General features: G+C 68.2%; 6 protein-coding genes. 3 read left to right on the top strand and 3 right to left on the bottom strand.

The window, feature by feature from the left end; translation table 11 throughout:
* Positions 1-601 (bottom strand): neutral zinc metallopeptidase (locus tag ACOJSF_RS09155; RefSeq protein WP_420141905.1); only part of this gene is annotated, 601 nt, incomplete at its 3' end.
* Positions 602-703: 102 nt separating this feature from the next.
* On the opposite strand from ACOJSF_RS09155, the gene ACOJSF_RS09150 reads away from it, so the two are divergent.
* Complete coding sequence (locus ACOJSF_RS09150) at positions 704-1,489, top strand: 3-hydroxybutyrate dehydrogenase (protein ID WP_420141904.1); 786 nt, start codon at positions 704-706, stop codon at positions 1,487-1,489.
* A 33-nt stretch (positions 1,490-1,522) separates the two neighbouring features.
* Here the strand turns inward: ACOJSF_RS09150 and ACOJSF_RS09145 are convergent, their stop codons facing one another.
* Positions 1,523-2,593, bottom strand: coding sequence for a mannose-1-phosphate guanylyltransferase/mannose-6-phosphate isomerase (locus tag ACOJSF_RS09145; RefSeq protein WP_420141903.1), 1,071 nt, complete (start codon positions 2,591-2,593; stop codon positions 1,523-1,525).
* 155 nt (positions 2,594-2,748) lie between these two features.
* Complete coding sequence (msrB, locus tag ACOJSF_RS09140) at positions 2,749-3,231, bottom strand: peptide-methionine (R)-S-oxide reductase MsrB (protein ID WP_420141902.1); 483 nt, start codon at positions 3,229-3,231, stop codon at positions 2,749-2,751.
* Positions 3,232-3,332: 101 nt separating this feature from the next.
* On the opposite strand from msrB, the gene queG reads away from it, so the two are divergent.
* On the top strand, positions 3,333-4,490 hold the full coding sequence (gene queG, locus ACOJSF_RS09135; RefSeq protein WP_420141901.1) for a tRNA epoxyqueuosine(34) reductase QueG: 1,158 nt from the start codon (positions 3,333-3,335) through the stop codon (positions 4,488-4,490).
* A partial coding sequence (locus ACOJSF_RS09130) for an ABC transporter ATP-binding protein (RefSeq protein WP_420141900.1) occupies positions 4,487-5,217 on the top strand: 731 nt, incomplete at its 3' end. The genes queG and ACOJSF_RS09130, both read left to right, overlap by 4 nt.

The raw sequence follows: 5,217 nt of genomic DNA, 5'->3' as shown, positions 1-5,217 counted from the left end.
TCCGGCTCTGGCCCTCACGCACGCGCCCGGCGATGCCCGTCAGGTTCTGGACATGGTGCCCGACCTCGTGCGCGACCACATAAGCCTGCGCGAAATCGCCCGCCGCGCCGAAGCGGTTCTGAAGCTCGTTGAAGAAATCGGTGTCGAGATAGACCTTGCGGTCGCTCGGGCAATAGAACGGCCCCATCGCCGACTGCGCGGCGCCGCAGCCCGACGTGCCGCTGCCCGAATAGAAACTGAGCACGGTCGGCGTGTAGCGCGCGCCCTGCGCCTGAAACAGTTTCGCCCAGGTATCCTCGGTCGAAGCGAGCACGCGACAGGTGAAGCGGTGCGCGGGGTCCTGCGCGCAGATCTGCGACGTCGATTGCGCGGTGGAGGCCGGCCGGTTGTCCACGACGCCGCTCCCGCCCCCGCCGAACGGATTGATGCCGAGCAGGAACATGCCGACGCCCAGCACGAGGATGCCGACGATTCCGAACCGGCTGGCGACGAGCGCGAAGATCAGGCCGATCGGCCCACCCCCGCCGCCAAAGCCGCCCAGCCCGCCGCCGCCACGCTGCTGCTCGACATTCGAACTATCCCGGTAATCGTCGAGACGCATGGCTGCTCTACCTCCGCTGCCGACAGAATGCGCGCGGGGCCGAAACGGTTGCAGCGCGCGTCGTGTGACCGCATTGTGCCGCGCATATCGACCGGAGGCAGCATGTTCCTGAAAGGCAAGACCGCGCTCGTGACGGGCTCCACCTCGGGCATCGGGCTTGCCTGCGCCAAGGCGCTGGCGGCACAGGGCGCGGCGGTGATGATCAACGGCTTCGGCGAGGCCGCGGCGATCGAGGCCGAACGCGCCGCCCTTGCCGCCGCCAGCGGCGCGGGGGCGCTTCATTCGCCCGCCGACATGACCCGTCCCGATGAGATTGCGGCGATGGTCGAGAGCTGCGCCGCCGAACTCGGCCCGGTCGACATCCTCGTGAACAATGCCGGCATCCAGCATGTCGCGCCGGTCGAGGATTTCCCGCCCACCAAATGGGACCAGATCATCGCGATCAACCTGTCGTCCGCCTTCCACGCGATCCACGCCGCACTGCCGGGCATGAAGGCGAAGGGGTGGGGCCGGATCGTCAATACGGCCTCGGCGCATAGCCTGGTCGCGTCGCCCTTCAAGTCCGCTTATGTCGCCGCCAAGCACGGCATTGCCGGCCTCACCAAGACGGTGGCGCTGGAGGCGGCATCGCACGGCGTGACCGTCAACTGCATCAGCCCGGGCTATGTCTGGACCTCGCTGATCGAAGCGCAGATCCCCGATACGATGAAGGCGCGCGGCCTGACGCGCGAACAGGTCGTCAACGACGTGCTGCTCGCGAGCCAGCCGACCAAGCAATTCGTCACCGTCGATCAGGTGGCGGCGCTGCTGATCCACCTGTGCCGCGACGAAAGCGCCTCGATCACCGGCGCCAACCTGTCGATGGATGGCGGCTGGACGGCGATGTAGGTCGCCCCGCCGCCCCGCCGTTAGAGTGGTGCGTCAGAGCGGACGGGTCAGCGTGACGTGTCCCTGCTTCTGCAGCGCCTCGACCGCGCGCTTGACCTCCTGGCTCGATCCGCGCGGCAGGATCAGCACGGCGTCCGACGTCGCGATCACGATCAGGTCCTTGACCCCGACCGCCGCCACCAGCGGTCCTTCGCTGCGGATCATGCATCCGGTCGTGTCGATCGCCACCACCTCGCCGAGCTGGACGTTCTGACCCTCGTCGCGGGGCGAGATCGTGTGGAGCGCATCCCAGCTGCCGACGTCCGACCAGCCCATTTCGACCGGAGCGACCGCGACACGGTCGGCCTTCTCCATCACTGCATAGTCGACCGCCTGGCTGGGCGAGGCCGCGAAGTCGTGGGTGTCGGGATAGATAAGCTGCCCACGTCGCTCGGCCTTGTCCATCGATCGCGTGACCGCGTCGAGAATCTCGGGCGCATGCGTGCGCAGCGCGTCGAGATAGGCTCCGGCGGAGAAGAGGAAGATACCGCCGTTCCAGCTATAGCCACCCTCGGTCAGATAGGCTTCGGCGGTCGCACGATCGGGCTTCTCGACGAAGCGTTCCACCCGCGCCACGCCCGGCGCGAGTTCGTCACCCCGCTTGATATAACCATATCCGGTTTCGGGGCCGTCCGGCGTGATGCCGAACGTCGCCAGCCACCCGTCGGCGACCAATGGCAGCGCCGCATCGACCGCCGCGCGGAAAGCGGCCACGTCATTGATGACATGGTCGCTCGGCATGACCAGCATGACCGCTTCGCGGTCGAGCGCGAGCGCCGCCGCCGCGATTGCCGGCGCGGTGTTGCGTCCCGCCGGTTCCAGGATGATGCGCGCGTCGCTTACTCCCGCCTCGGCAAGCTGCGCCTCGATCATCTCGGCATGCGCGGCGTTGGCGACCACCAGCGGCGACGCGAAGCCGGCATCGGCCGGGGTGCGGAGGGCGGTGAGCTGCAGCATCGTCTCCTCCCCGGTCAGGCGAAGGAGCTGCTTGGGCCGGCCCGTGCGCGACAGCGGCCACAACCGGGTCCCCGACCCACCGGAAAGTATCACAGGTGTCACGATCACGCGCGTCTATCCCCCATGAGCGTCGTGGCGACGCCCGTTTCGCCGATTAATAAGACCAGATGCGAAAAGGGCGAACGCCCTCCGATCCGCCAAACGCATGAACCGATGTTTGTTTCCAATCCAGAATGATCTTTACCCGGTATCCCGAACTTGCGTCAGGCTTGGACGAACTTCATCGCCACGCCGTTCATGCAGTAACGAAGCCCGGTCGGCTTGGGCCCATCGTCGAACACATGGCCCAGATGCCCGCCGCAGCGCGCGCAATGCACCTCGGTCCGTACCATGCCGAGGGTCACGTCGCGATGGGTCCCGACCGCGCCCTTGATCGGCGCCCAGAAGCTCGGCCAGCCCGTGCCGCTTTCGAACTTCGTGCGCGAGGAGAAAAGCGGGCGGGCGCAGCCGGCGCAGGCGAAGGTGCCGGCGCGGTGCTCGTTCAGCAGCGGACTGGTGAAGGGACGCTCGGTGGCCTCCTGGCGCAGCACGCGATAGGCGGCGGGCGAGAGCCGTTTGCGCCATTCGGCGTCGGACAGCGTCACCGGAAAATGTTCGGCCGCCTCGGCCGGGCCTTGCGCGACGACGATGCCCGCCGCGACGACCGCGCCTGCCCCGCCAATCAGTTCCCGTCGCGTGATCCGCATGATACATGTCCTCGTCAGGCCAAGCACGCTTCCGTCCGAGCCGATCCCATAGGTGCGTATCGGGCGGCCGCGATGCAAGCCATCCGCCTGCCGGACTGTCGATGATCCCACCCCTCTCCCTCGAACGGCGCATCAAGGACCAGGCCCGCACGCTCGGCTTCGCGGCGTGCGGCATCGCCCGCGCCGATGCCGCGCCCGAGGCGGGCGCGCGGCTTCAGGCATGGCTGGCCGATGGCGCGCATGGCGACATGCTGTGGATGGAGGAGCGCGCCCAACAAAGGATGCGTCCCGCCGCTTTGTGGCCCGAGGTGCGATCGGTCATCATGCTCGGCATGAGCTATGCGCCGGCCGAGGATCCGCTGACGCTCGCGGCTGAGCCCGGCATCGGCCGTGTCTCGGTCTATGCCCGCGGCCAGGATTATCACGACGTCGTGAAGAAGGCGCTCAAGGCGCTCGCCCGCTGGATCGTCGCCGAGGCGGGATGCGAGCTCCAGGTGTTCGTCGACACCGCCCCCGTGATGGAAAAGCCGCTCGCGGAGGCCGCCGGGCTCGGCTGGCAAGGCAAGCATACGAACCTCGTCAGCCGTGACGAGGGGAGCTGGCTCCTGCTCGGCGCGATCATGACCACGCTCGATCTCGCAGCCGATACGCCCGGCGACACGCGCTGCGGCTCGTGCTCGGCGTGTCTGGCGGCCTGCCCGACCGACGCTTTCCCCGCCCCGTTCCGGCTCGATGCGCGGCGCTGCATCTCCTATCTCACGATCGAGCATAAGGGACCGATCGCTGTCGAATTCCGGGCGGCGATCGGCAACCGCGTCTATGGCTGCGACGATTGCCTCGCGGTCTGCCCCTGGAACAAGTTCGCCGACGCCGCCGCCGCCAACCGCGCCTTCGCCGCGCGCGCAGAACTGGCCGCTCCGGAGCTGGTCGATCTGCTGGCGCTCGACGATCCCTCGTTCCGCCAGGTCTTCTCCGGCTCCCCGATCAAGCGGATCGGGCGCGACCGGATGGTCCGCAACGCGCTGATCGCGGCCGGCAATAGCGGGGACGCCGCGCTGCTCGGCGCCGTGGCGCCCCATCTCGACGACCCGTCGCCGGTCGTGCGGGGCGCTGCGGTCTGGGCGTTGGGGCGTCTCGATCCGGCCCACGCGCAGTCAGAATGGCGGCGGCGGGCGGCGGCGGAGACCGATCCCGACGTGTGCGCCGAATGGGAAGGGTTGGCTTCGATGCTGCGCGGGGTCTATGCGCTCGCCTCATGAGCGACGCCGCGATCAGCCTCCGCAATCTCTCCAAGACCTATAAGGGCGGCAAGCAGGCGCTGACCGACGTCACGCTCGACGTGCCGGCCGGCCAGATCTTCGGTCTGCTCGGCCCCAACGGCGCGGGCAAGTCGACCACGATCAACATCCTCGCCGGGCTCGTCACCAAGACCAGCGGCTCGGCCTCGATCTGGGGCTTCGACATCGACGCGCATCCGCGCAACGCCAAGCGCTCGATCGGGATCGTGCCGCAGGAGATCGTGTTCGATCCCTTCTTCACCCCCTATGAGGTGCTCGAGCTCTATGCCGGGCTCTACGGCGTACCCAAGGGTCAGCGCCGGTCGATGGAGCTGCTCCGCGCGGTCTATCTGGAGGACAAGGCGCATGCCTATGCCCGCTCGCTGTCGGGGGGCATGAAGCGGCGGCTGCTGGTCGCCAAGGCGCTGGTCCACAATCCGCCGGTGCTCGTGCTCGACGAGCCGACGGCGGGCGTCGACGTCGAGCTTCGCCAGCAGCTCTGGGAATATGTCCGCGCGCTCAACGCGGGCGGCACCACGGTCGTCCTCACCACCCATTATCTGGAGGAGGCGGAGGAGCTGTGCGATCGGATCGCGATCATCAATCACGGCCGCGTCGTCGCCAACCGCCCCACGCGTGAACTGCTCGCCACCGCGCAGGAAAAGGCCGTGTCGGTGACGGTCGACCGCGACGTGACCGAGCTTCCCCA

The sequence above is a fragment of the Sphingomonas sp. genome (assembly GCF_048594985.1).
In the GTDB taxonomy this organism is placed as follows: Bacteria; Pseudomonadota; Alphaproteobacteria; order Sphingomonadales; family Sphingomonadaceae; genus Sphingomonas_I.
The sequence above is the reverse complement of the archived record's forward strand: the minus strand, read 5'-3'. Positions and strand labels throughout refer to the sequence as shown.